Genomic DNA, 23,936 nt, shown 5'->3' on the forward strand with positions numbered 1-23,936 from the left:
TCAGGGCCTCCGTCCCGCATCAGTTCCGGGAATAGACGTCCTCGATCCGGACGATATCGTCTTCGCCCAGGTAAGGCCCGGACTGCACCTCAATGAGGGTCAGCGGAATCCGCCCTGGGTTTTCAAGCCGATGGACACAGCCCAGCGGCAGATAGATGCTCTCGTTTTCACGCACCATGATCTGCTCGGCATCACGGGTGACGACTGCCGTGCCACCCACGACAACCCAGTGTTCGGCACGATGGAAATGCTTCTGCAGCGAGAGTTTCTGGCCTGGCTCAACCACGATCCGCTTGACCTGGAACCGGTCCGCCTGGATCAGGCTCTCATAGAAGCCCCACGGGCGATACATGCGGTTATGGGCCACCGCTTCCTTGCGCCCGGCCTTCTTCAGCCGGCTGACCATGTGCTTGACGTCCTGAGCCCGGTCACGATGCGAGACCATGACGGCGTCCTGCGTCACGACGACGATCAGATCTTCCACACCGGCGACCGTGGCCACGATTCCGTCCGAGCGGACATAGCAGTTCCGCGCATCATCGAGGAAAACATCCCCGAACGTGGCGTTGCCCGCTTCATCCTTGGACGTCAGCTCCCACAGCGCATCCCAGCTGCCGATATCCGACCAGCCGAATGTTCCCGGCACCACGGCCGCCCGTTTCGTCCGCTCGGCCACGGCATAGTCCACGGAAATATCCGGTGCCTGACGGAAACTCGCATCGTCCAGGCGGTCGAAATCGAGGTCGCTCCGGCGCCCCCGGACGGCCTGTCCGACATGCTCATGGATCGCAGGCTCGAAGGTCTGGATCTCGGAAAGAAAAACGCCGGCCTGGGTGACGAACATGCCGGAATTCCACAGATACCGCCCATCACGGAAAAAGGCTTCCGCCGTCACGGCATCCGGCTTCTCGACAAAACGCGAGACTTCATAAACGCCTTCAAGGCCCGAAAGGGGCGCGCCGCTCTCGATATAGCCATAGCCCGTCTCGACGCGTGTAGGCTTCATTCCGAACGTCACGATCCGTCCCTGGGCTGCTGCGGCAACGGCATGCTCAAGCGCGGAGTAGAGAGCGGCCTCATCGGTAATGGCCGCATCCGCAGCCATGATCCACAGAACGGCGTCCGGATCCGTCTCGGCCACCAGGAACGCGGCCGCAGCGATGGCCGGGGCGGAATTACGGCCCACGGGTTCGAGGACGATCCGGGCGTTTTCAACCCCGACATCCCGCAGCTGTTCCGCGACGATGAAGCGGTGCTCGGCATTACAGATCACGATCGGATCCGCCAGCCCTGCCCGTGCACCGCGCAGCGCCGTTTCCTGGATCAGGGTATGCTTCGACAGGAGAGGCCAGAACTGCTTGGGATAGCTGCTGCGCGAAACCGGCCACAGACGGCTGCCTGATCCACCGGAGAGAATGACTGGAACGATCTTCTGGGACATGGGGGCTTACGCTTTTTCATCCACAAGATGGGGGCCATACGGCTTCCCCGAAGGGCGCGCATCCTACATCAAGGTCGCGGCCTTTCCAATTTTGCCTCCAGCCCTCGTCCTGCTCTCAATAATGAGCGGAGCATCAGAAAAGACGCTTCCGGAAATCTGAAACATTGACTGTCAGCGCAAGCAGGTTTCCTTATCCCCGGATGGGAATCAGCTTTACCCGCGGAGAAACAGACTCATGAAACAGAATATTTTCTCCTCCGGTATTCTTCTGGCGCTTCTGGGCTATGCCGCCTTTTCCATCAGCGATGCCTGCTCAAAAGGACTTGCGGGACATCTGGACCCTTTTGAAGTCGCGTTTTCAGGCGGCATCTTCGGATTCATTCTCCTGCCTTTCATCCGCCGGCCCGACGAACCCTATTCCGACATTTTCGCGACGACCCGTCCGGGGATGTGGATTCTGCGCGCGGTTTCGACATTCGTCTCGACGGCCGCGAGCGTCATGGCCTTCATGCTGTTGCCCATGCCAGAAGCCCTGTCGCTGATGTTCCTGATGCCCTTCTTCGTCACCATCATTTCCGTGACGATCCTCAAGGAAAAGGTCTCGTTCTGGACGTGGCTATCGGTCGCAGTCGGATTTCTCGGTGTACTGATCGTCCTGCGGCCCGGGGCACGGACGTTCCATCTGGGCCATGTCTGCGCCATCGTCGCAGCCCTCGCCAATGCCAGCAGCGTCGTGGCCTACCGGCTGGCGGGAAATGGGAGCGCACGGCTTTCCCTGTTCGGATCAAGCCTGTTCGGCCCGCTGATTGGCGATGGGCTCCTCATGATCACCCATGCATCCTGGCCGCATGGCCTAAAGGTCTGGGCTATCCTGTTTGGATACGGCTTTCTCGCCGCGTTGGGCCAACTTTTCATGATGATGGCCACGGCCGTCGCCCCCGCGAACCGCGTGGCACTCCCGCAATACAGCCAGATGGTCTGGGCGGTGGCATTCAGCTACCTGCTGTTCAAGCAGCCGCTGGATAACTGGACTTTCGTGGGGATCGTGGTCGTCACGCTCTCGGGCATGCTGAACTGGATCCGCCAGAAACTGCGCTTCGAGCGTATGGCGCTGGAAGAACACTGGGAACACAGACACCACCAGGAGACTGATGTCGCGAAACCCTGAGGGCAATATCCAGATTTTGGGAGAAAGGATTGCTGGGGCGAATGACGGGGATCGAACCCGCGACAACCGGTACCACAAACCGGCGCTCTACCAACTGAGCTACATCCGCCACACAGCGACGCATTCTCTAGAGGAAGGTTGGGGCTGTCGTCCAGTCCTTTGACGCAATTTTTTTTGCGCCCCGGATTTTTTCGACCACCCCGTTCCGACTCAGATCACCGGAGTGCCCCCGGTGACGGCAATCGTGGCGCCCGAGACATAGCTGGCGTCATCACTGGCCAGGAAAACATACGCCCCGGCCAGTTCTGCCGGCTGCCCCGGACGCTTCATCGGCGTATCAGCGCCAAAGCGTTCAACATGCTCCACATCCATGGTAGCCGGAATCAGCGGTGTCCAGATCGGGCCGGGCGCTACCACGTTGGAGCGGATTCCCTTCTCACCCAGCAACTGTGCCAGGCCCCCGCTGAAGTTCTGGATGGCGCTCTTGGTCGCGGAATAGGCAAGAAGCTTAGGCTTGGGCTGATCGGCATTGACCGAAACCGTATGGATCAGCGCACCACCCCGCGGCATGTGCGGCAAGGCCAGACGCGACAGCCGGAAGGCGGAGCCGGCATTGATGTCAAATGTCTTGTCCCATTCCTCCTCACTGACATCCGCCAGAGATGAACGCTCGATCTGGAAGGCGGCGTTGTTCACCAGAATATCGATCTGCCCAAACTCCGCGACTGTCCGGTCCACCAGTTCGGCACAGACATCCCTGTCCCGCAGGTCGCCGGGAACAAGGAGGGCGCGTCGTCCCGCCTTGCGGATCCAGGATTCGGTTTCGCGGGCATCGTCCATTTCCTCAGGCAGGAATGACAGAACGACATCCACGCCTTCGCGTGCAAACGCGATCGCAACGGCCCGGCCGATCCCGGAATCGCCGCCCGTGATGATCGCAATCTTTCCGCGCAGACGGTCATGGCCCACATAACTCTGCTCACCATGATCGGGCTTCGGTGTCATGAGGGACGTCTGACCGGGAATATGATCCTGATGGGGGGTATTGAACGGCGGGGCGGGATAATTGGCCATGATATGCTCCAGATGAAGGAAGGTCTGTTCCGTCCCAACGCAAAGACGTCGCCCGCTGTTCAATTCGCGCGGAGAACATCCCCCTCCGAAGCTCATTCCTTCCACTTCAGGTTCATTCCAGACCTTCAATCCTGAACCGAGCCGGGTTACACTGTGAGCCTCATTGCCGCGCCGGGCCTGAATACGTCGCACCCTGTTCACGCCCTACGCTCAAGGATCCTTCATGACTCCCGCTCTCTATCGTCGCCAGTGGGCACAGAACCCGCTGCGCGAAGTGCTGGCCGGAATGGTCGGCACTTTTGCCCTCATCCCCGAGGTCATTGCCTTCTCCTATATCGCGGGCGTCTCGCCTGCCGTTTCGCTGTTCGCGTCCTTCGTCATTTCCGTCTCGATCGCCATTTTCGGTGGCCGCCCGGGCATGATTTCCGGCGCGGCCGGTTCGGTGGCTCTGGTTGCGGCACCGCTGGTGCACGCTCATGGCGTACAGGCCATGCTGCTCGCTACGCTGGTGGCCGGCGCATTTCAGGTCGTGTTCGGTCTGCTGCGTCTTCAGGCCGTCATGCGGTTCGTCCCCGCGGAAGTCCGCACGGGCTTCGTCAACGCGCTGGCCATCATGATCTTTTCTGCACAGGTGCCGCAGATGCTGGGCGTGACTTGGCACACCTATGCGCTGATCGCGCTGGGCCTCGTTATCATCTATCTGCTGCCCCGCCTGTCAGACACCATCCCCTCGCCCCTGATCTGCATCGTTATTCTGACTGCCATCACGATGCTGCATCCGATGCCGGTTCACACGGTTTCGGATCTCGGCGACCTGCCAACCGGCCTGCCCAGCCTGACCTTCCCGCATATCGTCCTGAACTGGGCCACATGGTCGGTCGTGCTGCCTTATGCGCTGGCCATGGCTGCCGTGGGTCTGCTGGAATCCATGATGACGGCCTCCGTCGTCGATGACATCACCGACACCCATGGCGACCAGCGCATGGAATGCACGGGTCTCGGTATTTCCAACATTCTCGTCGGCGCATTTGGCGGCATTGCAGGTTGCGGCATGATCGGTCAGACGGTCGGCAACCTGCGCTATGGCGGTCGCGGACGCCTGTCCACCTTCACGGCAGGCGCGTTCCTGCTAGCCCTTATGGTGCTGCTGCATCGCTGGGTCGGACAGGTTCCGATGGCTGCCCTTGTCGCCATCATGATCATGGTCTCCGCCAGCACGTTCTCCTGGAGCAGCCTGCGTGACCTGACCCGCCATCCGCGCCTGTCCAGCCTGACCATGCTCGTCACCGTCGCCGTGGTCGTCATGACCCACGATCTGGCTGCAGGTGTTGCGGTCGGTGTCATGCTCTCGGGCGTGTTCTTCGCCTGGCATGCCGCAAAGCTCCTGCGCGTTACGGAAGAGCGGTCAGGCGAGACGCTGACATACCGGGCGTCCGGACAGGTCTTTTTCGCATCCGCAGACAGCCTGTCTGACGCCATCGACTACCATACTGATGCCAAGACCGTGGTTCTCGACCTCACCCATGCCCGTTTCTGGGACATCACCTCGGTACAGGTTCTGGAAAAGATCATCGGCAAGCTCCAGTCCCACGGCCATACGGTCGAAGTCACGGGGCTTCATCACGACCAGCACGGCATCATCGCCATGCAGTCCAACGAGAGCCTGCTTGCACTGTAAGGGACAGCAGGGCCTGAAATCGCAAAACCGTGTGGATGCCTGACTGTTATAACGGCATCCCCGAGCGATCCGGAGAGACGCGTTGCGCAGCATGATTGATTTCAGTTCCTGGCACAGCCTGCTGGCCACCCTGATCGGGCTGGCTCTTTTCACGCTGATCGGCGTCGGCATCCGCCTGCTGACAATGCTGACCATCCAGCAGCGCCGGGAGCGGATGAACCGCCAGATCAACGAGCGCCTTCGCGTCCTGATGGCCGCCTATCGCACACTGGGCGGTTCGTTCACCGGCACCCTGCTTGTGGATCCGACACATAAGCGGGATCTGGGACCTGACCAGCTTTCCGGCTCGGACCGCAACCGCCGCATCCGCGATGCCGTCGAAGCCGCACTGTCCGACATCATCCTGCTTGGAACGGAAGAACAGGTCCGGATGGCGGGCCGCGCGGCGGCGGAGCTTGTAGCCGGACGTCCTGTCCCCACCCATGATCTAGTGGTGTCCCTGCGCAACTTCATCCGCAAGGCCCTGAACCTTGAAAGCCTGCCCTCCGATCTCGTTCTGCCCGAACAGGGGCCTGCCCGCCCCTCCTCGAATGGCGGGAACAAGGGTGACGGCAAAGAAGGCGGAAAAGGTGGCGGAGGAGGAGGTGACGGCGGCGGTGGAGGCGGAATGGGCATGCAGGGCGGAACGGACCCGACCCTGCATCATCCGGAGACGGACAGCCACAGTCTGTAATTCCGTCCAATCTTTAATCTGACCGTAACGACTCACCCATACCCCTCCCCCCGTACTGACGGTAAGAAGAAGTCATGGAGCCGCCCCAACAGCCCCCAGCAGCTTTAGCGCGCAAGAATTCCCGCGATCACCGCGTGGATGCGCTGCGCGGCATCGCCCTCTTGATGATGCTCGTGGATCATGTTCCCGATGATCTGCTCAACCGCATCACCATCCGCAATTTCGGCTTTGCGGACGCAGCCGAGATCTTCGTCATGCTGGCGGGCTATGCGTCTTATCTGGCCTATGGGCGCCTGATTGACCGTCAGGGCTGGAAAACCGGCATCCATCGTATCCTGGCCCGATGCCTCAGACTGTATCTGTACCAGACCGGCATGACACTGGTTTTCGTCTGGACCGTTCGCCAGTGGCGGCACTACCAGCCCCTGCCTGAATACACGATCGAACCTCAGCTTGCGCATGGCTATAGCTGGCTGTGGCGTATCCTGACCTTCGATGCCCTGCCGAGCTATCTGAACATCCTGCCGCTTTACGTCGTGCTTCTGGCGCTGTTTCCGCTGATTTACTGGGTCCTCAAGCGCAGTGTGTGGCTTCTGCTGGCGCTCAGCATCGGTATCTGGGCCATTGCCAATCTGGACCCGCGCATCACCATCCCGAACTGGCTTGATCCCAATGGCTGGTATCTCAATCCGTTCGGCTGGCAGTTTCTCTATATTTTGGGAATTCTGGGCGCCGTCTGGGCCTCGAAACACAATGGCGATCTGCCCTATCGCCCGTGGGCCAAGGCCCTGTGCCTGACCTATCTGGCAGGTGCTTTCGTGCTGTGCTTTCCGTATGAATACTGGCACGTCCCGTTTCTGCGGATTTTTCCGGCCCCGCCCAATACGGGCAAATCCACACTCGCCATCTGGCGGCTGCTGGACATCATGGCGATCTTCTATCTGGTGCAGTCGTCCAAGGCCCTGCGCCGCATTTCGGCCGACCGGATCGGCCAGAGCCTTGCCCTGCTGGGACGCAATTCACTGGAAGTCTTTGCCTGCAGCACGGTGCTGGACCTGCTGGGACGGCTGATGTTCGCGAGCTTTGGCATCAATCTGTGGGACCAGCTTGTGATGAACGTGGTCGGCCTCGGCCTGACCTACGCGCTGGCCATCCCGCTGGACCGCGCCCGCCAGCGGGCCAAGGCGGCCCGCCTGTCTTCGGGGCCGGCACGGCCCGTGCCAGCGCCCGAATAGGGACGTTCGTTCAGCCTTCCTGCTGGATGATACGGTTCGGGTGCAACAACTCGAACCGCTCCAGATCCGCCGAAAAAAGACGGACCTGCACGTCCATCCCGTCTTCCCGGTCTGTCCGCCCGACCACTTCACCATGCTGGTAAAGCCAGGCCAGAGCCGCCCCGTCCGTGATCGGAAGACGCACATCCACGGATTTCATCGATCGCGTCAGATACTGGTCCAGGATCTCAAACAGATCCGGCAGACCCTCACCCGTGATGGCCGAGATCGCCACCGCGTTCTCACGCTTGGGCACAGCCTCAACGCCACCGACCAGATCAGCCTTGTTCAGCACTTCAATTGTGCGGTCCGGCCAGTGCGCATCGAGCATCCCGTCGCGCACCATGCCGTCCAGCACGTTCAAGACGTCCGCCCGCTGCGCGGCACTGTCAGGATGCGAAATGTCGCGCACATGCAGGATCACGTCCGCCTGCGCCACTTCCTCAAGCGTCGCCCGGAAGGCCGCGATCAGCTCTGTCGGCAGTTCACTGATGAATCCCACCGTATCGGACAGGATCACATTGCGGCCCGATGGCAGGCGCAGTCCGCGCATGGTCGGATCCAGCGTAGCGAAAAGCTGGTCCTGCGCGTGAACGGACGCGCCCGTCAGCGCATTGAACAGCGTGGACTTGCCGGCGTTGGTGTAACCCACAAGGGCAACAACCGGGAACGGCACGCGCTTGCGGGAGTCACGATGCAGCCCGCGCGTCCGGCGGACCTGTTCCAGCTCTTTCTTGATCTTGCCGATCCGCTCGGCCAGCATCCGGCGATCCGCTTCCATCTGCGTTTCACCCGGGCCACCAAGGAAGCCGAAGCCACCGCGCTGACGCTCAAGATGGGTCCACAGCCGCACAAGCCGCGAGCGCTGGTATTCCAGATGCGCCAGCTCGACCTGAAGCACACCTTCACGGGTTGCTGCGCGCGCACCGAAGATATCGAGGATCAGTCCCGTCCGGTCCACGACCTTGCAGCCCAAGGCCTTTTCGAGATTGCGCTGCTGACCCGGCGACAGACGCGCATCGATGACGACCACATCCACGTTATCCAGCTTGACCGCCTCAGCCAGCTGTTCAACCTGACCACTTCCCAGCAGGGTGGCAGGACGGCGCGCGCGCAGCAGAATGGCCGCCTGACGCACCACCACAAGCCCGATCGATGCCGTCAGTCCGACCGCTTCTTCAAGCCGCGCATCGGCCGCGCGGATTTCCTCCTGCGGTCCCGACTTCTCCCAGGGCAGGATGACGGCCGCACGGGTTGCGGGTTTTTTGGTGTCGAAACCGCTCAAAGTTCTTCTTCCACAAAATGGGACATGGCCGCCACCGGCATGATCGTGCTGACGGCGTGTTTGTAGACAAGCTGCACATGGCCATCACGACGGAGCAGCAGGGTATGCGCATCGGACTGGGCAACGATGCCCTGAAGCTTCACGCCGTTGACCAGAAAGACAGTCACTGACGCTTCGGTCCTGCGCAGATGGTCGAGGAAAACCTCCTGCACGGCACGGGAGCCGGCAGAAGAGGAAGATTCTGAAGTCACGCTGTTAACAGTCGAGAGAAGGAAAAGGGAAAAAGAGGGTTCGACATCTCAGCCACTCACCGGCGTGGAAGGTGCGGCATTGCGCTCTTCATTCGTCGTCACCCCAAGCTGCTTGAGCTTGCGGTGCAGCGCACTGCGCTCCATGCAGACGAAGCTGGCCGTCCGGCTGATATTGCCGCCAAACCGCATGAGCTGCACCTGAAGATACTGCGTCTCGAACAGATCCCGCGCCTCACGCAGCGGCAGGCTCATGACATCCGCTCCGGAATTGAGACGCGTCATCGAGGGCGCCCCCTGGCTGATGGTGGCCGGCAGCATGTCCGCCCGGATCGGATCGTTGCCCGTCCCCGGCATCATGATCAGCAGCCGCTCCATCAGGTTGCGCAATTCACGCACATTGCCCGGCCATTCATAGGATTGCAGCGCGGCAAGCGCATCCACGGAAAGCTCCCGGACCGGAAGGCCGGAAGACTGCGCACAACGCTCCAGGAAGTGCCGCGCCAGACCGGGAATGTCCTCGCGCCGTTCGCGCAGGGAAGGTATCCGCAGAGGCACAACCGCAAGGCGGTAATACAGGTCTTCGCGGAAGCGGTGCGCGGCGATCTCGGACTGGAGATCCCGGTTGGTGGTGGCGATGACACGGATGTCCACCTTCACCCGCGTATTGCCGCCAAGACGCTCGAATGTCTGGTCCTGAAGCGCACGGACGATCTTGCCCTGCGTCTCGGGCGGCATGTCAGCGACTTCGTCCAGCAGAAGCGTCCCGCGATGGGCCCGCTCCAGCACGCCACGGCGCATCGGCTGCCCGTCTTCGCCTTCAAGGCCGAAGAGTTCTTCCTCGAAGCGGTTCGGTGCCAGTGTTGCGCAGTTCAGAGCGATGAAGGGCCCTTCCGCACGACGGGACCGCGCATGGATCATGCGGGCTGCAACTTCCTTGCCTGATCCGGCCGGGCCGCTGATCAGCACGCGGGAATTGGTGGGGGCGACACGCTCGATCTGGGCACGAACGGCCGAAATGACGGCGCCGTCCCCCGACAGCGTCGTCTCCGGACCGGCCCGCAGACGCAGTTCCGCATTTTCCCGCCGCAGACGCGCGGCTTCCAGCGCACGGCGGACCACGACCAGAAGCCGGTCCGACTGGAACGGCTTTTCGATGAAGTCATAGGCCCCGAGCTTGAGGCTGGATACCGCCGTCTCGATGGTTCCGTGACCCGAGATCATCAGCGTCGGCAGGCCAGGCTCCTCGGCCTGGAAGATCTTGAGCAGCTCGATTCCATCCAGCCGGGATCCCTGAAGCCAGATGTCCAGAATCGCCAGCGACGGACAATGCGCGCGGAAGAGTTCGAGCGCCTGATCCGAATTGGCGGCCGTCCGGGTCTTGTAGCCCTCGTCGTTCAGAATGCCCTCGATGAGAAACCGGATATCCGGTTCGTCATCGACGATCAGGATCTCATGTTCCATCTGCTGTCCTCATGGTCTGAAGGTCCGTTCCACCCGGGACATGGCTCTCCTGCTCCCATAACGGCAGGGACAGGGTGACACGCGTTCCCCGCTGTCCGGGCGACGCGCCACGGGACTGGTCTGGTTCCCGATCAGTGAGCTGAAGCATCCCGGAATGGTCCTCCATGATCTTCTTGACGATCGCAAGGCCGAGGCCGGTGCCCTTCGCCTTGTGGGTTACATAAGGCTCGGTCAGCCGGTGGCGTTCCACCGTCGGCAGGCCGATCCCGTCATCTTCTATGTCTAGCAGGACATGCCCGCCGCGAATGTGCAAGCCCACCACAATGTGTCCAATTGGCTGCACTGGCTGTCCGGAAGCGTTTTCTCCCGGTTTTCCGCGGCCTGCCATGCTGATGGCATCAGCGGCATTCTGTAGAAGGTTTGTCAGCGCCTGGCCGATGAGTCGCCGGTCACAACGCACGATCGGCCCTGAGGGCGGCAGTCCGGTCGTCTCGAACACGATTTCGGGATGGGCATTCCGCTGAAGCACCAGCGCCTCACGGCAAAGCCGTGAGAAGTCTTCCGGCTGCATGACGGGCTGTGGCATTCGCGCAAAGGCGGAAAACTCGTCCACCATCCGCCCGATGTCTCCGACCTGCCGCACGATCGTATCCACAAGCTGGGTATAGGTCTCGGGATCGGAGTGGATTTCCTTGAGAAAACGCCGTTTGAGACGCTCTGCCGCAAGCTGGATCGGGGTCAGCGGATTTTTGATTTCATGCGCCACCCGCCGTGCCACATCCGCCCAGGCCGCCTTGCGCTGTGCGGACTGAAGATCCGTGATGTCATCGAAGGTCACGACATAGCCCGCGACGTCCTGCCCCCGCAGTTCCGCCACGACCCGCACGAGAAGCGTCCGTCCCGCACCGGCCCCAGCCCCCTCACCTGGTCCGCCCGGACGCTGCGCGCCTTCCGTGTCCACCTGGATTTCCGCCGTATGAACGCGTTCCGGCGCCATGCGGGCGGCCTCCAGAAGACCCGAGAACTCCGGAACCCGGTCCGTCAGCTTCATCCCGATGGCTGGCTGAAGATCGCGCTGGAGCACGCTGGACGCCGCGCGATTGGGCAGTTCGATGACCTGCATCCGGTCCAGCCCGATCACACCGGCCGACACACCGGCCAGCACGGTTTCGGTAAAGCGGCGGCGCTCGTTGATCTGGTCATAGGCCTGCATCAGCTCGGAGCGCTGGCTTTCAAGCTGGTCCGTCATGCTGTTGAAAGCACGGGACAGGCCCGTCACTTCATCGTCCTTGTCCTGCCCCGCATCGTCGGGGACCGGAACCCGCACCCCCAGATCGCCTTTGGAAATCCGCTGGGCCGCCAGAATGAGCAATCCGAGCGGGTTGGCGATACGATTGGCCAGTGCCAGCCCGGTCAGCATCCCGACGGCCAGAACCAGCAGCCCCATCAGGGCGAAAATGACCGCGAACAGGACCTGCGTCTTGCCGCGATTGGTGATCAGCCGCTGATAATCCGCGACCAGCGCATCAGTACGGCGCATGTGTTCCACGACATCCGGATCGACGGGACGCGTGATGACCAGCATGAGGCCCGAATTGCCCCCCAGCGCCACCACGGCGCGCACTTTCCGCTGATCCGGCCGGTCAAGGATGACCGCCTCGCCATGCTGGGCCAGTTCGACAACCGATTTCGGCGGCAGAGGTGGCGCGGTCGTCATATCCGCGTCGCTGCCCAGAAGACCACCGACCGCCAGAACCTTGTAGGTCAGCGGATCAAAGACTTCCGCATCCGTCAGGCCGCGCTCGGTAACTTCATCATCCAGGAATTCCTGAAGACGGGCGGGGTCGTGGAAAAGATCGGTCCCACGCGAGAACAGCTCATCGTTCTGGACGGTAATCAGCGTGTTCGCGAGCGCGAAAGCCTCGGTCCGAGCGTTGTCATTGTGTTCGCGCAGATATCCGACCGCGACCGAACGGGCTTCGTTCAGCGCATCGTTCACGCGGTTGGAGAACCAGATTTCCACGCCATAATGGAAAAACAGCGTCGCCACCGCCCCCACCACGATGGTCGGGGCGACCGCCACGATGCCGAACAGCGTAATAAGCCGCACATGCAGGCGTGCACCGGCCAGACCGAGCCTGCGTTCGGCCAGCATCCGCCCGATCTGCACCACGGCCGCCGCCGCGATCAGCATGAGCATGATGAAGTCGAGCAGGAAGACGATCGCCTGCACCTGCGGACGATGCGCCAGAGACATGCCCCCCGACAGCACGACGAACGTCGCAAAGGCGAGCACCAGCGCCATGACTGTCAGAAGAACCGCCCCATTGGCACTCGTCAGCCTTGCAAACAGGCGCCTCAGGGAAGGAAGCCTCACTCGTCGATGCCTTTCGGGATCGTGATGTCCAGTTCACGGATGCGCTTGCGCAGGGTGTTGCGGTTTACACCCAGAATGGCGGCGGCGCGCAACTGGTTGCCGCAGGTCCGGCGCAGAACCATCGTGATCAGCGGTCGCTCAACCTCGCCCACCACACAGGCATGCAGATCGCCAGCTCCGTTTTCCAGATCGCCCTCAAGATATTCGGACAAGGGCCGTTCCAGCGCGCGTTCCAGCCCGCGGAGACGCGCCGTGCCCGTTCCGGCCGCCAGACGACAGACCGCGCTGATCCGCTCCGGCCCCAGACGCTGCGCCGAGGGCAGCGCCGACAGCCAGCGATGCAGGGCGGCGGACAGACCACCCTGTCGGAGCAGAAGAACGGGATCATGCCGGCTCCCCGCAATCACGCGCAGATCTGTCTCATCCTGTGCCAGCCAGTCCATGAACCGGTCCTGCATCAGCGGGCACAGACAGTCGATTTCATCCAGCAGCAACGTTCCGCCCTGCGCCTGCTGGATCCAGCCGGCCTCGCCATTGCCAAAGAGCGCCGCTTCACGGAGCGCACGCGGCGTCGCGGTCAAGGCTGCAATCACGAACGGATTTTGTGCCCGCGGGCTGTGACTGTGCAATCGCCGGGCGACATCCTGCCGGTCCAGCCGGGACGCTCCATACAGAAAAACCGGATGGCAGCCCTGCTCGACCAGACCTGAAGCGGACTGTTCCGTCATGGCTGCCATGGAAGCGCGTGGCGGCTCACGCCCTCACGCCGCTTCACGCGTGCCGTCGCGGCTCAGACTGCCCGTCGGGCCGGCCTCACGGTTGCGCACGACACCGGCGTCGATATGACGGTCATAGAATGCGGTCAGCAGCGCAATGGCCTCGGCTGCACTCTCCACACCATTGATGGTGGAGCGGAACGTCGCAGAGCCCGGCAGCCCGGCGGAATACCAGGAGACATGCTTGCGGGCGAGACGTAGGCCCGGCCGCTCACCGAAATGGTCGAGCATCATCCGGTAATGCCGCAGGGCGATTTCCTTTTCGGTCGCCATATCCGGGTCCGGCACATCCTCGCCGGTGCGCAGGGACTGCGCTACCTGCGCCGTAAACCATGGCCGTCCGTAGCAGCCGCGCCCGATCATGACACCATCGGCCTGCGACTGATGCAGCGCCTCCCGCGCATCGCGGATCGTGTTGATGTCACCATTGACGATGACCGGCAGCGACACCGCGTCCTTCACCGTTTTGACAAAACGCCAGTCCGCCGTGCCGTTATAGAACATCTGCCGCGTGCGACCGTGAACCGTTACAAGCCTGATGCCGCTCTCTTCCGCGATTTTCGCCAGACGCGGCGCATTGAGCGAATTGTGGTCCCAGCCCATGCGCATCTTGAGCGTCACCGGCACATTCACGGCCCGTGCGGTCGCTTCAAGCAGCTTTCCAGCCAGAACCTCGTCCCGCATCAGCGCCGATCCGGCCATCTGCCCGATCGCGACCTTCTTCACCGGGCAGCCAAAATTGATGTCGATGAGGTTCGCGCCCCCATCTACCGAAATCTTCGCAGCCTGCGCCATGGCCTCGGGATCACATCCGGCCAGCTGGACCGCATTCGGCCCGCGCTCGGCCATCCGGGCCATGCGCATGGTGTTTTCATTCTCGCGGATCATCGCCCAGGAGGCGATCATTTCCGACACGACGAGCCCTGCCCCGAGATCACGGGCAAGCTGACGAAACGGCAGATCCGTGACACCCGAAAGCGGAGCAAGGATCACCGGATCCTCGATCACCACGCCCTGCCCCAGGTCGATGGGTTTCAGGACACGGTTCGGGGGTGCTGCGGCAGGCGCATCAGGGACGGCGGAAGGAGCGGAAGCAGTCATGGCAGGATCAATTTAGCGGCCCGTCTCCGCAAGCGCAAACGCTCCTTTGCACGCAACCCCGCCCCCTGTCCGTGCGCTATTCCCCCGACAGTCTTCACGCCACTTCCACCATCCCTTCATGGAGAAGAGCATGCCGCACATTACGACCAGCGACGGAACGCGTATCCATTACGAGGAACAGGGACACGGACGCCCTCTCGTCATGCTTCATGGCTGGACGTTCTCGGGACGCTTCTTCCATCGCAATGTCGGGCCGATCTCGGAACAGGCCCGCGTCATCACCGTGGACCTGCGGGGACACGGACGCTCCGAAAAGCCGCAGCATGGCTATCGCATCTCCCGTCTGGCCGCCGATCTGCGGGATCTTCTGGTTGCGCTGAACCTTCAGGACGTGACGGTTCTGGGCTGGTCGATCGGCTGCCCCATCATCTGGTCGTATCTGGAGCTGTTCGGGTCAGAGCGCATCCGTAACGCCATTTTCGTCCAGCAGACCCCGAAGCAGTATTATTCGGCTGACTGGAAGCTCGGCCACGCCGCCTGTTTCGATCAGTCCGGGCTGACAGCCGTGCAGCAGCAGCTCACGCTGACACCGGACGAGTTCGACAGGGGTAATCTGGAAAGCTGCATCTGCCACCCGCTGCCCGAAGACGAGAAAGCGCTCCTGCTCCGGGAAATGGCGCAAAGCCCAGCTCATGCCCGCAGCGCCATGATGGCGGATCACACCACGCAGGACTGGCGTGACATTCTGCCCCGCTTCACCCTTCCCGCCCTCATGATGATCGCCCGCAAGGACAAGGTCCTGAATCCGGACGGTCCCGCCTGGGTGGCGCAGCACATGCCCAACTGCACCGGCGTGGAGTTCGAGGACAGCGCGCACATGGTCTTTCTCGACGAGACCGAAAAGTTCAACCGCACCGTTCTCGACTTCCTGAAGAGGTGATCCCATGACGAAACTCCCCTTTCCTTTCGGCATGAACGAATTCACGACCCAGCCCTGGTCGTTCGAGGAAGACGTGGCGCGTTACCGCAACCTCGGCGTAGATGCGATCGAGATCTGTGAAGCCAAGCTCGATCCGGCCCGCATTGAGGAGCAGATGCGCCTCGTCAGGGAGAGCGGGCTGAGCGTCAGTGCGGTCCAGCCACTGGTAAGGACCTTCTTCGGAAGCGCTATGGTCCCCGAACCTGAAGCGACTGAAGCCCGCGTCAAACGCCTAGCCCACAGCCTGAAAACGCTCGCGCCTCATGTCCCCGGCAGCGTCTTTGTGACCAATACCGGCGCGCCACCCAAGGGTAACATGCGCCGCACCATGGACGAGACGGTGCGTTACCTGAAGGAGCTCTGTCCCCTGGCCGAGGATCTGGGTGTTTCCCTGTCGCTGGAGCCGCTCAACCCGACCTCCGTGAACACCGAAAGCGCCATCTGGACCATCGAACAGGCCATGGACATCATTGACGACGTCGGCCATCCGGCGATGGGTCTGTGTCTGGATTACTGGAACATCTGGCAGCAGAAGGACGTCTGTGCGGCTATCCGCGCTGCGGGAAGCAAAATCAACGTCCTGCAGGTCAGCGACTGGCGCACGCCCTATTCCGCTGCGGACCGTCTGATCCCCGGCGATGGCTGCATTCCGCTTCATGAAATGCTGCATGCCACATGGGATGCGGGCTTTCGTGGCGCCTGCACGGTCGAGATCTTTTCGTCAGATGTGCCGGACAGCCTTTATGACCGCGACCTGAGCGACGTCATCCGCTTCTGCCGCGAGGGACTGGATCAGGCCTGGACCGGCGAGGCCTGACGTCACTCCGTCGGGCCGATTTCCTCGCGGTGCCGTTTCAGCCCGTCCTGCGTGATGACGAAACGCCCGTCATCGCGCAGTTCCGACAGTCCGAGCCGTTCCAGCCGCTCCAGACAGGGCTGGTCTTTCAGCCCTGTCGGTCGCCCCGTCGCCGCACACAGCAAAAGCCGGTGCAGCGTCGAGCGGCAGCACGTCTCCAGATAAGGCTCGTCATAGGATTCAGCAGCGGATGCGTCGGACATGAGTTCGCGTCTATCGCGTCCCTGCGCCACCGCCAAGACAAAACGCCATCAGATACACTCCGGGGGTGAGCCAGACGCGCGAAGCTGATGCGTCACACCGCGGATTAGGGTATGGAAACGACTCATGATCGATCTCGGAACGCTCGTCACTCCGCTCCTGCACCGCTTCGACACCGAAACGGCGCACGAACTCGCCATCCATTCCCTCGCACTCGGACTCGGCGGCCATGCCCCGAAGGACGTGCCGGCCCTCTCGACCCGCACGCTCGGCCTGCGCTTTCCCAACCCGATCGGCCTGGCCGCCGGGTTCGACAAGGACGCCCGCGCCATCCGTCCGCTGGCAAAGCTGGGCTTCGGCCATATCGAGGCCGGAACCGTGACGCCCCGCCCTCAGCCCGGCAATCCCGGCCCCCGTCTGTTCCGACTGGTCGAGGACGGTGCAATCATCAATCGCATGGGGTTCAATGGCTGCGGCGTTGACCGCTTCTGCCGTCGTCTCGCCCGGCTGCACCGCCCGATGCCCAATGGCAGGATGCGCGGCCCGACCGTCCCGCTCGGCGTGAATATCGGGATCAACAAGACCGGCTCCGACCCGCTGCGGGACTATCCGGACCTCGTGGCCCGCGTGCGCCCCTATGCCGATTACATCACGATGAACCTGTCCTCGCCCAACACGCCGGGTCTGCGGGATCTTCAGTCGGCAACGATGCTGAAAGAGCTTCTGGACGCCATCAACACGCGCAATCCGGAACGGCCGCCGCTTCTGGTCAAGCTCGCACCCGATCTGGATGACAGTTCCTATGAGCCGATCCTTGAAGCCGCGATCGAAGGCGGCGCGCAGGGCCTGATCCTGACCAACACGACCATTGCCCGCCCCGCGACCCTGCATGATCCGGCGGCCCGCGAAAGCGGTGGCCTCTCCGGCCGTCCCCTCGCCCCGCGTTCGCGCGAGGTCCTGCGGATTGTCTCGGGGCTGAACAAGGGCCGGCTGGCGCTGATTTCCTGTGGCGGCATCGAGACCGGCGAAGACATTCTCGCCCGCATCCGCATGGGTGCGGATATGGTGCAGATCTATTCGTCTTTCGTGCTGCAGGGCCCCGGCATCCTGACCCGTATGAAGACGGAACTGCTCGACGCCATGCGCCGCGACGGGTTTGAGACGCTTGCCGATGCCCACGGCGTTGACCGGCCGAACTGACGGACCGGTAAGTTCCCGTCTCAGGGCATCTTTCCCTTTGGGGGAAGGTGCCCTTTTCGTATCCATCCGCCCCGCGCAATGAACCGCTTCAGGGCGGAAATCGAACCCCTGCGGCCGCAAGCCGTTGAAAACCCCATCAAGACACTGGACGGAACACCTTCGCATGACCACACGGCCTCCCGCGCGCGCCTTTTCACATCTCCGTAGCCCGCGCCCCGGAACGACCTGTGGATCCATGCTGGGCGCTCTGTTCCTCGTTTTCGGTCTGCTCTGCGCAGGCGTGACGACACCTCCTGCGCTGGCAGCAGCGGCTCAGACGGCGGCGGCCCCGACCAGGGACGCGCCCAAAGATGCTGACAAGACCCAGCAGTCAGATCCCGCCAATTCCGGCCTTGGCTGGAACGCAGTGTCCGCCTCCATCAGCCGTCAGCTCGATGACAGTGCCGCAGTATTGCAGCAGGTTTTCGCGACGCTGAACCGCAAGGACGTCAACACGGGCAATAACGAACTCGATGCCCTCTCGGCCCAGATCCAGAAGGTCCAGCAGAACACGCAGGACGCGGTCACGCAGATCCAGTCCTATGACAGCATCAACGAATCCTTCCTGAAAATCCTTGGCCCCAAGGCCGCGGAAAACGAGGATGCGTCCGTTACCGCACAACGCCAGCGGATGCAGCAGAACTCGCAGTCCGTGAAATCGGCACTGATGCGGGCCAAGCTCTATAATCTTCAGGCCCAGCAGCTCAACACGGCCATCAATGCACGGCGCACACGCCTGCAACACGCGGCCCTGTCCGAACGGACGGTCTCGCCCCTCGCCCCACGCTTCTGGAACACGCTCCTTACCGAGCGTGCTGAGAACCGCTATTCGCTCCATGCCGGTGGCGTGCTGTCCGACTGGCTCTATCTCCTGATCGGCTGCGCGATCACCTTCGCGGCCATTGGCCTCAGTTCACCGCTGATCCTGCGCCTGCTCAAACGCTGCGGCGCCCATTTCCGTCCCGCCACCGAAGACAGCGTGAAGGAAGCCCTTTCGGGCAGCATCATCGCCATCACGCTCAACGGCGCGCTGGAGGCCCTGCTTGCAACACTTGTCTGGTTCATCTGGGCGGCGGCAGCCCTGCCCGACGGCGGCGGCCCGATCGGTGCGATCATTGGCGAGACCGTCCCTGTCTGTGGCTTCATCATCGGCGCCGGCCTGCCCATCTTTGGCCGCAGCGGCGTTCTCGCACAGGGCAATCCGGGGGAACGCAAAGCGTTGCGGGGCGTGGACTGGATCCTTGCCATCAGCATCCTTCTGCTGGACCTGCTCCGGGCCTTTCAGGCTCAGGACGCCTTTGGCCAGACGCTTCAGCTCCTGCTGGAAATCGCGTTCTCGATCGCCATTGGCCTGTGCGCCGTGGACACGTTCCGCAGGCTTGGCAACCAGAACGATACCCGTGGCTTCGCACCTTCCGCGCTGGGTGTTTCCAGCCTGCTTCTGGCGGTGACGGTCATCTCCATCCTGCTGGGCTATGTGGCTTTCGCCTTCACGCTCAATGGCTGGCTGCTCTCGCTGGGTACGGGTGTTGCCATCGTGACGCTTCTGGGCCTGTGCTGGCGCGACGTACTGGACCGGCTGTTTTCGGAAGGCGGGTTCTTCAGCCTGCGCCTGGTCCAGCTCGGCCTGACGCAGCGCCGCCTGTCACAGATTGGCGTGATCCTCTCGGGGCTCGGCAACGTCCTGCTCCTGCTGCTCCTGTTCTCCATCGCACAGACGGATGGCAGCTTCAGCGTCGCTGACATCACGAACCGGCTCTGGCTGCTGTTCGTCGGCAATACCATCCACGGCGTGAAGATCTCGCTCGATACCGTGGTGCTGGCCATTGTTCTGCTGGTGGTGGCCTATTACGCGATCCGTCAGACGCGCGGCTGGCTGCGGGACCGCTTCTTCCCCACCACACGCCTCGATATCGGCAGCCGCACCTCGATCCTCAGCATTTTCACTTACTGCGCCTGGATCCTCGTCGGCCTCGGCATCCTGTCCATCGCGGGTGTCTCGGTCCAGAACCTGACCTGGGTGGTCAGCGCACTCTCGGTCGGTATCGGTTTCGGCCTGCAATCCATCGTGCAGAACTTCGTCTCCGGCGTGATCCTGATGGCCGAACGCCCCGTTCGCGTCGGCGACATGGTCGAAATCGCCGGCACGCGCGGTGACGTCAAACGCATCAGCATCCGCGCCACCGATATCGGCCTGAGCGATGGCTCGACCATGATCGTCCCGAACTCCCAGTTCATCACGACCAGTATCAAGAACGCGACGCTGAGCGGTGCCACCGGCGTCCTGACCCTGACGTTCAAGATCCCGCTGACGACGGATCCCGAGAAGGCGAAGGCCATGCTGCTGGAAGTCGCGGCGCATCGTGACGAAGTCCTCGCAACTCCATCGCCGAAAGTCCGGGTCAGCGCGATTGCCGACGATAGTCTGACCATGACCCTGAGCGTCGCCCTCATCTCGGCCCGTGACGGCGGCAGTGTGCAGGACGCCATTCTCTTTGACGTCTTCCGCCGTTTCCATGCCGAAGACGTCGCCATCACAACAGCCTGATCGGAAAATACTTTCCGGGACTCCGTGCAATACTCGATTTTCAGACGGGCTGGTCCTAAGGTCAGTCCGTCCAGAGAGGCCAGGATCCAGACCGATGCCATCCCCGACACAGATTTCCGGAGACAAGACGCCGGGTCAGGTTTTTCACCTGCCAGTCCGTTCCAAGACGCTCTCCATGGCGGAAGCCGCGGTTCATCTCGGGCTGCCGGAACGCCGGATGAAGCTGCTCGCCCTGCTCGGCACGGGGCCGGCACGTACACAGGCACCCGACGGGAAAATCGCGTATCGCCGTGAGGATCTGGAACTCTATCTCACCGCCCTGCACGAAAAGGCCGATATCTCCGGCACGGAAATGATGCGCCGGCGCGCCCAGGCCGCAGCCAGCCGTCAGCGGGCGCTGGAACTCGTCCAGATCGGCAGCAAAACGGGCTTTCCCGATCCCGATCCGTTCATGATGCTGGCCACGGGCGCCGATGCGCGTCAGCACGCCTGTTTTTTTGTCATCAAGGTCATGGCGCTGTTCGGACTGATCATGCTCTGCATCTCGTCCACCCCGCTGCTCCGGGCGCATTTCAACTGACGGGCCATATCCTGCCCGTCAGCTGACAGTTCTTACTCAAAGCCGCAGAGCACGGCCTTTCCAATACCCTTGCCGCTTTCGAGCAGTTCATGCGCCCGGCGCAGATTGGCAATGGTGATCGGCCCCAGCATCTCATGCAGGGTCGTCTTCAGAAGACCGGCATCCACAAGCGATGCCACCTGCGCCAGAATTCTGCCCTGCGCAGGCATGTCCGGCGTCTCGAACATCGGACGTGCGAACATGTATTCCCAATGCACGGAGAGGGCTTTGCGCTTGAAGGGCATGATGTCGAACTCGCCCGGATCGTCGATCAGAGCCAGCGCGCCCTGCGGCGCGAGAGAGCGCACGATCGCATCCCTGTGCTCGCCGGATGCGGTCAGACCAGCCACATAGCGCACCTGCGGAATTCCGATCCGCGCCAGTTCCTGATCGAGCGGCCGGCGATGATCGATAACGTGGTGCGCGCCCATTTCCAGGCACCAGTCCGTGGTCTCCGGACGGGACGCCGTAGCAATGACTGTCAGCCCCGTGAGACGGCGCGCGATCTGCGTGAGGATCGAGCCCACGCCCCCCGCACCGCCGACGATCATGATTGCCTCCGGATTATCCATCTCGCCCAGCCGCACACCCAGACGGTCGAACAGCAGTTCCCAGGCCGTAAGCGCAGTCAGCGGCAAGGCGGCAGCTTCGGCATCGGAAAGGCTTTTCGGCGCGAGCGCGATCAGGCGTTCATCAACAGCCTGAAACCGCGCATCGCTCCCCTGCCGGTTGGCAGTACCCGCATAGAAAACGCGATCCCCGGCCCGGAAACCCCGGACCTGACCACCCGTCGCAACAACAGTGCCGACCGCGTCATATCCCAGAACCCGTGGCTCATCGCCCGGCGGATCCATCGACCGCAGCTTGGTATCGACGGGATTGACTGAAACTGCCCGGATTTCCACAACGACATCCCGCGGCCCCGGAACAGGGGTCGGAATGTCGAGTTCGACCAGCGCATCGGTTTCGTCCATGCGGGTTGCGCGTCTGTGCCCGAAAGCCTTCATGGGAGAGATCTCCTAACTCTGAAAGAGCGCTGCCAGAGGGATCAGCCGTGGCGGTCCATCAGCATGTTCGTCACCGCCGCCTTGAACGGCAGCAGACGGTTGGCCACTGCCAATCCGGCTCGCCGCGCCATCAGGAACGGTGGCTCATCGCGGGTATAAACCGTGGCGATCGCATTGGTCGCGGCAAAGAGCGGCGCTGTTGCCAGGCGATGCGCGCGCTCGAAACGCGACAGGACGGACGGATCACCCGCATCCCCCGGGCCGTCGGCAATCGCCCGCGCCAGAACTTCCTGCCCCTTCAGGCCCAGATTGAACCCGTGCGCCGTAATCGGATGCATGCCCACAGCCGCATCCCCAATCAGCGCCAGACGCGGCGCCTGGAAACGGTGCGCATAAACCGCCTTGAGTGGATAGACGCAGCGTGTGCTTTCCAGCGTCATCTGCCCCATGCGTCCCTGCGTCCGGGCCGTGATGTCCTCGCTGAAAGCCTTGCCATCAAGCGCCTTGAGGCGCGCGATTTCATCCGGCTCCAGCGTCAGAACCAGCGACGAGCATGATCCCGGCCGGTCGTCGGGTGCGACGGGCAAAAGAGCAATCGTCTGTCCTTCGTCGAACCACTGAAGTGCCGTATTGGCATGGGGCTCCGGGTGCCGCATGCGGCAGACCATGATGTTGCGCTGGAAATCATGCACAATCGCACCGATCCCCGCTTCGGCCCGCAGACGGGAAAACCGCCCGTCCGCCGCAACCAGAAGATCAGCCTCGATCCGCTCCCCATTGGCCAGCACAACACCAGCCGAGCGGGTATCGTGCCACGAACTGGCAATGCCTTCCCCGGCCCGGATGTCCACGCCCGGCGTTCGCAAAGCGACACGATACAGGGCACGGCGGATCAGGTGGTTCGCCACCATGTGTCCCAGTGCATCGGGCCCATCGGAAGGTGCATCGAACAGAAGCGGCGGGCTGCCGGACTTTCCTGTCTCAATGCGCGCCGTGTACATCGGGCAGATATTACCGGCGGGGATCTCATCCCACGCGCCAACACTCTTCAGCCATTCCGACGCATGATGCGTCAGCGCAATCTCACGGCCATCAAACGGAGGATCAGCCAGCACGTTCGCTGGTGACCGCTCGACCACACAGACCCTCCGGCCATCGCGCCCGAGCGAAATGGCGCAGGCCAGACCGACAGGGCCGCCGCCCGCAACAATGACGTCGTAGCGCATCAGATCAACCGGCGTCCGCGGCGAACGTGATGGCGTCCCCTTTCCAGACGGCCATGTAATCATCGATCTCGGGCCGCTTGCGCTCATCCGAATGCTTGGCAGGCGTTCCGACGAACAGGAAACCGGCCAGACGATGCGGCTCGGGCAGACCCAGCGACTCAAGAAGCACGCGGTCCTCACAGAACGGCCCCGTCACCCACATGCCTCCGAATCCGGCAGCATGCAGCGCGTTCAGGACGTTCATCGCCCCCGCCGCCACAGCCATTTCCTGCTCGATCACCGGGATCTTCCCCTCCGGCTGCAGATGCATGCCCAGGGCAATGATCATCGGCATATTGGCAAAGCGGTGATGGCGCTTGGTCTTCTTGGCCTCGGGCGCGTCAGGCTCCTGCCGACCCATCGCTTCCACCACGAGATCGGCAAACGCCTCACGGTGCTTGCCCTTGATCACCGTATAGCGCCAGGGACGCATCTTCCCGTGGTCCGGAGCCCGCAGGCCGGCGGACAGGATGGTTCGGAGCTCATCCCCCTTCGGCGGGGGCTCGACGAGATGGTCCGTCGAAGCGCGGGAGAGAAGGACGTCGAGGGGGGAATGATGATGTGCCATAATCAGGAAATATGGCCCGATCTCCCCTCTCCGCC

21 protein-coding genes and 1 tRNA gene are annotated in these 23,936 nt (G+C 62.5%); 9 read left to right on the plus strand and 13 right to left on the minus strand.

Annotated features, from left to right (window positions below):
• Positions 1-19: 19 nt before the first annotated feature.
• Positions 20-1,441 (minus strand): mannose-1-phosphate guanylyltransferase/mannose-6-phosphate isomerase, encoded by a 1,422-nt coding sequence (locus GLS_RS02390; protein WP_041110925.1) that lies wholly within the window; start codon positions 1,439-1,441, stop codon positions 20-22.
• A 235-nt stretch (positions 1,442-1,676) separates the two neighbouring features.
• Here GLS_RS02390 and GLS_RS02395 point away from each other — a divergent pair, with 235 nt between their 5' ends.
• Positions 1,677-2,609 carry a DMT family transporter gene (locus GLS_RS02395; RefSeq protein WP_041110927.1) on the plus strand — a complete coding sequence of 311 codons (933 nt, stop codon included), beginning with the start codon at positions 1,677-1,679 and terminating at the stop codon, positions 2,607-2,609.
• A gap of 33 nt (positions 2,610-2,642) precedes the next feature.
• Here GLS_RS02395 and GLS_RS02400 read toward each other — a convergent pair.
• Positions 2,643-2,718: transfer RNA gene (locus tag GLS_RS02400), tRNA-His, on the minus strand.
• 101 nt (positions 2,719-2,819) lie between these two features.
• A complete protein-coding gene (locus GLS_RS02405) occupies positions 2,820-3,683 on the minus strand; it encodes an SDR family oxidoreductase (RefSeq protein WP_041112568.1) in 864 nt (287 codons plus the stop codon).
• Positions 3,684-3,906: 223 nt separating this feature from the next.
• Here GLS_RS02405 and GLS_RS02410 point away from each other — a divergent pair, with 223 nt between their 5' ends.
• The 3 genes from GLS_RS02410 (at position 3,907) to GLS_RS02420 (ending at position 7,329) form a co-directional block, all read left to right on the plus strand.
• The gene (locus GLS_RS02410) at positions 3,907-5,361 is read left to right on the plus strand and encodes a SulP family inorganic anion transporter (RefSeq protein WP_041110929.1); all 1,455 of its coding nucleotides are present in this window, start codon (positions 3,907-3,909) and stop codon (positions 5,359-5,361) included.
• A 91-nt stretch (positions 5,362-5,452) separates the two neighbouring features.
• Positions 5,453-6,094: a hypothetical protein gene (locus tag GLS_RS02415; RefSeq protein ID WP_041112569.1), complete on the plus strand. Its 642-nt coding sequence runs from the start codon at positions 5,453-5,455 to the stop codon at positions 6,092-6,094.
• A gap of 74 nt (positions 6,095-6,168) precedes the next feature.
• Positions 6,169-7,329 (plus strand): OpgC family protein, encoded by a 1,161-nt coding sequence (locus tag GLS_RS02420; protein WP_041110930.1) that lies wholly within the window; start codon positions 6,169-6,171, stop codon positions 7,327-7,329.
• Positions 7,330-7,339: 10 nt separating this feature from the next.
• Here the strand turns inward: GLS_RS02420 and hflX are convergent, their stop codons facing one another.
• From hflX to dusB, 6 genes are read right to left on the minus strand one after another with little or no spacing between them, the layout of a single operon-like run.
• Positions 7,340-8,653 (minus strand): GTPase HflX, encoded by a 1,314-nt coding sequence (hflX, locus tag GLS_RS02425; protein WP_024716520.1) that lies wholly within the window; start codon positions 8,651-8,653, stop codon positions 7,340-7,342.
• Positions 8,650-8,904 carry an RNA chaperone Hfq gene (gene hfq / locus GLS_RS02430; protein WP_041110931.1) on the minus strand — a complete coding sequence of 85 codons (255 nt, stop codon included), beginning with the start codon at positions 8,902-8,904 and terminating at the stop codon, positions 8,650-8,652. The genes hflX and hfq overlap by 4 nt, the downstream gene beginning before the upstream one ends.
• Positions 8,905-8,952: 48 nt before the next feature.
• A complete protein-coding gene (ntrX, locus tag GLS_RS02435) occupies positions 8,953-10,365 on the minus strand; it encodes a nitrogen assimilation response regulator NtrX (protein WP_041110932.1) in 1,413 nt (470 codons plus the stop codon).
• A complete protein-coding gene (locus tag GLS_RS02440; RefSeq protein ID WP_041110934.1) occupies positions 10,355-12,742 on the minus strand; it encodes a sensor histidine kinase NtrY-like in 2,388 nt (795 codons plus the stop codon). Before GLS_RS02440 ends, ntrX begins: the two co-directional genes overlap by 11 nt.
• A complete protein-coding gene (locus tag GLS_RS02445; RefSeq protein WP_193363835.1) occupies positions 12,739-13,479 on the minus strand; it encodes a sigma 54-interacting transcriptional regulator in 741 nt (246 codons plus the stop codon). Before GLS_RS02445 ends, GLS_RS02440 begins: the two co-directional genes overlap by 4 nt.
• A 24-nt stretch (positions 13,480-13,503) precedes the next feature.
• On the minus strand, positions 13,504-14,619 hold the full coding sequence (dusB, locus tag GLS_RS02450) for a tRNA dihydrouridine synthase DusB (RefSeq protein ID WP_041110936.1): 1,116 nt from the start codon (positions 14,617-14,619) through the stop codon (positions 13,504-13,506).
• A gap of 130 nt (positions 14,620-14,749) precedes the next feature.
• Here dusB and GLS_RS02455 point away from each other — a divergent pair, with 130 nt between their 5' ends.
• Complete coding sequence (locus tag GLS_RS02455) at positions 14,750-15,559, plus strand: alpha/beta fold hydrolase (protein WP_041110938.1); 810 nt, start codon at positions 14,750-14,752, stop codon at positions 15,557-15,559.
• A gap of 4 nt (positions 15,560-15,563) precedes the next feature.
• Complete coding sequence (locus GLS_RS02460; protein ID WP_041110940.1) at positions 15,564-16,415, plus strand: sugar phosphate isomerase/epimerase family protein; 852 nt, start codon at positions 15,564-15,566, stop codon at positions 16,413-16,415.
• A 2-nt stretch (positions 16,416-16,417) separates the two neighbouring features.
• On the opposite strand, the gene GLS_RS02465 is transcribed toward GLS_RS02460, so the two are convergent.
• The gene (locus GLS_RS02465) at positions 16,418-16,657 is read right to left on the minus strand and encodes a hypothetical protein (RefSeq protein WP_041110942.1); all 240 of its coding nucleotides are present in this window, start codon (positions 16,655-16,657) and stop codon (positions 16,418-16,420) included.
• 124 nt (positions 16,658-16,781) lie between these two features.
• Between GLS_RS02465 and GLS_RS02470 the strand changes: the two genes are divergently transcribed.
• From GLS_RS02470 to GLS_RS02480, 3 genes are all read left to right on the plus strand, one after another.
• Positions 16,782-17,855: a quinone-dependent dihydroorotate dehydrogenase gene (locus GLS_RS02470; protein WP_041110944.1), complete on the plus strand. Its 1,074-nt coding sequence runs from the start codon at positions 16,782-16,784 to the stop codon at positions 17,853-17,855.
• Between the two features lie 163 nt (positions 17,856-18,018).
• Positions 18,019-20,442 (plus strand): DUF3772 domain-containing protein, encoded by a 2,424-nt coding sequence (locus tag GLS_RS02475; RefSeq protein ID WP_041110946.1) that lies wholly within the window; start codon positions 18,019-18,021, stop codon positions 20,440-20,442.
• Positions 20,443-20,536: 94 nt separating this feature from the next.
• Positions 20,537-21,022, plus strand: coding sequence for a hypothetical protein (locus GLS_RS02480; RefSeq protein ID WP_041110948.1), 486 nt, complete (start codon positions 20,537-20,539; stop codon positions 21,020-21,022).
• Between the two features lie 32 nt (positions 21,023-21,054).
• Here GLS_RS02480 and GLS_RS02485 read toward each other — a convergent pair whose 3' ends face one another.
• The 3 genes from GLS_RS02485 to GLS_RS02495 are packed head-to-tail and all read right to left on the minus strand — an operon-like array spanning position 21,055 to position 23,901.
• The gene (locus GLS_RS02485; protein ID WP_041110950.1) at positions 21,055-22,068 is read right to left on the minus strand and encodes a zinc-binding alcohol dehydrogenase family protein; all 1,014 of its coding nucleotides are present in this window, start codon (positions 22,066-22,068) and stop codon (positions 21,055-21,057) included.
• Between the two features lie 41 nt (positions 22,069-22,109).
• Complete coding sequence (gene ubiM, locus GLS_RS02490; RefSeq protein ID WP_041110952.1) at positions 22,110-23,294, minus strand: 5-demethoxyubiquinol-8 5-hydroxylase UbiM; 1,185 nt, start codon at positions 23,292-23,294, stop codon at positions 22,110-22,112.
• Between the two features lie 4 nt (positions 23,295-23,298).
• Positions 23,299-23,901, minus strand: a complete 603-nt coding sequence (locus GLS_RS02495; protein WP_011252059.1) for a nitroreductase family protein — start codon at positions 23,899-23,901, stop codon at positions 23,299-23,301.
• Positions 23,902-23,936: the final 35 nt, after the last annotated feature.

Source organism: Gluconobacter oxydans DSM 3504 (assembly GCF_000583855.1).
Lineage (GTDB): Bacteria > Pseudomonadota > Alphaproteobacteria > Acetobacterales > Acetobacteraceae > Gluconobacter > Gluconobacter oxydans.

Coding starts and splice junctions, on each gene's coding strand:
- GLS_RS02485 (WP_041110950.1), bottom strand. CDS start 22,068: ATGAAGGCTTTCGGGCACAGACGCGCAACCCGCATGGACGAAACCGAT.
- GLS_RS02390 (WP_041110925.1), bottom strand. CDS start 1,441: ATGTCCCAGAAGATCGTTCCAGTCATTCTCTCCGGTGGATCAGGCAGC.
- GLS_RS02480 (WP_041110948.1), top strand. CDS start 20,537: ATGCCATCCCCGACACAGATTTCCGGAGACAAGACGCCGGGTCAGGTT.
- GLS_RS02420 (WP_041110930.1), top strand. CDS start 6,169: ATGGAGCCGCCCCAACAGCCCCCAGCAGCTTTAGCGCGCAAGAATTCC.
- ntrX (WP_041110932.1), bottom strand. CDS start 10,365: ATGGAACATGAGATCCTGATCGTCGATGACGAACCGGATATCCGGTTT.
- GLS_RS02405 (WP_041112568.1), bottom strand. CDS start 3,683: ATGGCCAATTATCCCGCCCCGCCGTTCAATACCCCCCATCAGGATCAT.
- GLS_RS02470 (WP_041110944.1), top strand. CDS start 16,782: ATGATCGATCTCGGAACGCTCGTCACTCCGCTCCTGCACCGCTTCGAC.
- GLS_RS02395 (WP_041110927.1), top strand. CDS start 1,677: ATGAAACAGAATATTTTCTCCTCCGGTATTCTTCTGGCGCTTCTGGGC.
- GLS_RS02465 (WP_041110942.1), bottom strand. CDS start 16,657: ATGTCCGACGCATCCGCTGCTGAATCCTATGACGAGCCTTATCTGGAG.
- GLS_RS02410 (WP_041110929.1), top strand. CDS start 3,907: ATGACTCCCGCTCTCTATCGTCGCCAGTGGGCACAGAACCCGCTGCGC.
- dusB (WP_041110936.1), bottom strand. CDS start 14,619: ATGACTGCTTCCGCTCCTTCCGCCGTCCCTGATGCGCCTGCCGCAGCA.
- GLS_RS02415 (WP_041112569.1), top strand. CDS start 5,453: ATGATTGATTTCAGTTCCTGGCACAGCCTGCTGGCCACCCTGATCGGG.
- ubiM (WP_041110952.1), bottom strand. CDS start 23,294: ATGCGCTACGACGTCATTGTTGCGGGCGGCGGCCCTGTCGGTCTGGCC.
- GLS_RS02460 (WP_041110940.1), top strand. CDS start 15,564: ATGACGAAACTCCCCTTTCCTTTCGGCATGAACGAATTCACGACCCAG.
- GLS_RS02455 (WP_041110938.1), top strand. CDS start 14,750: ATGCCGCACATTACGACCAGCGACGGAACGCGTATCCATTACGAGGAA.
- GLS_RS02495 (WP_011252059.1), bottom strand. CDS start 23,901: ATGGCACATCATCATTCCCCCCTCGACGTCCTTCTCTCCCGCGCTTCG.
- GLS_RS02445 (WP_193363835.1), bottom strand. CDS start 13,479: ATGGCAGCCATGACGGAACAGTCCGCTTCAGGTCTGGTCGAGCAGGGC.
- GLS_RS02475 (WP_041110946.1), top strand. CDS start 18,019: ATGACCACACGGCCTCCCGCGCGCGCCTTTTCACATCTCCGTAGCCCG.